Here is a 1150-nt window from a genome sequence, read left to right on the forward strand (position 1 = left end):
GGCGGTTTCTAGGCTTCAGTGCAACTGATCTTGGGTTGGGTTGGAGGTCCTGGTGGCGAAGCCGGGTGTGTTGACGTTCGGGCATCGGCAGGTGTTGGAGCATCTGTGGGCTTCGGGTCGGACGATCTCGCAGATCGCGGGGCTTCTCGGGGTGCCGGCGTGCACGGTGTCGCGGGAGGTGGCGAGGAACAACAGTGCGCGGCATGGGACGAAGAACCCGCTCGGGCGGTCGTTGCCGTCTGGGCGGGCTCGTCGTCCGTACCGGTGGGGGTATCAGGCGCAGTGGGCGCAGCGGCGGGCTGACGCGGCCAGGAAGCGGCGGGCGTCGTCGAAGCTGGCGGCGGGCACCCGGCTGCGGCAGGTCGTGGCGGGGAAACTGGCCCGTAGGTGGTCACCGAAGCAGATCACCGCGTGGCTACGGGCCACGTTCACCGACCGGCCGGAGTTGCAGGTGTCCCACGAGACCATCTACCAGGCGATCTACGTGCAGTCACGAGGCGGCCTGCGGGCCGAGTTGACCCGGCAGGTGGCCCTGAGATCGGGACGCACCCAGCGACGCCCGCAACCGCGTGCCACGACCGCCACCCGCAGCCGACGGCCCTGGATCGGCGACCTGCACATCAGCAACCGACCGGCCGAAGCCACCGACCGGGCGGTACCCGGGCACTGGGAAGGCGACCTCGTCATCGGCAAAGCCGGAACGTCAGCGATCGTGACCCTGGTAGAACGAGCCACCCGTTACGTCATGCTCGGCGCCCTGCCCCACAGCCGCGACAGCGCCGCCGTCATCAGCGTCCTCACCACCCTGGCCACCCGCATGCCCACACACCTACGACGCTCACTGACCTGGGACCAGGGCACCGAGATGGCCACCCACCCCACCTTCACCATCGCCACCGGCTGCCCGGTCTACTTCTGCGACCCCCACAGCCCCTGGCAACGCGGCACCAACGAGAACACCAACGGACTCCTGCGCCAGTACTTCCCCAAGAGCACCTACGACTTCCGCACCATCGACCAAACCGGCCTCGACGAAGTCGCCCACGAACTCAACACCCGACCCCGCGAAACACTCGACTGGAACACACCAGCCCAACGCCTCGCACAACTCATCGTCCCCTAACGATTGCACTCACCCCTTGACCCCGCC

The 1150-nt window shown here is 67.9% G+C and carries 1 protein-coding gene; it reads left to right on the forward strand.

The genetic code is table 11. From position 1 onward, the window contains the following. Positions 1-52: 52 nt before the first annotated feature. Complete coding sequence (locus JQN83_RS32595) at positions 53-1123, forward strand: IS30 family transposase (protein ID WP_208570998.1); 1071 nt, start codon at positions 53-55, stop codon at positions 1121-1123. Positions 1124-1150 lie beyond the last annotated feature (27 nt).

The organism is Micromonospora antibiotica (assembly GCF_017599305.1).
Taxonomy (GTDB): domain Bacteria; phylum Actinomycetota; class Actinomycetes; order Mycobacteriales; family Micromonosporaceae; genus Micromonospora; species Micromonospora antibiotica.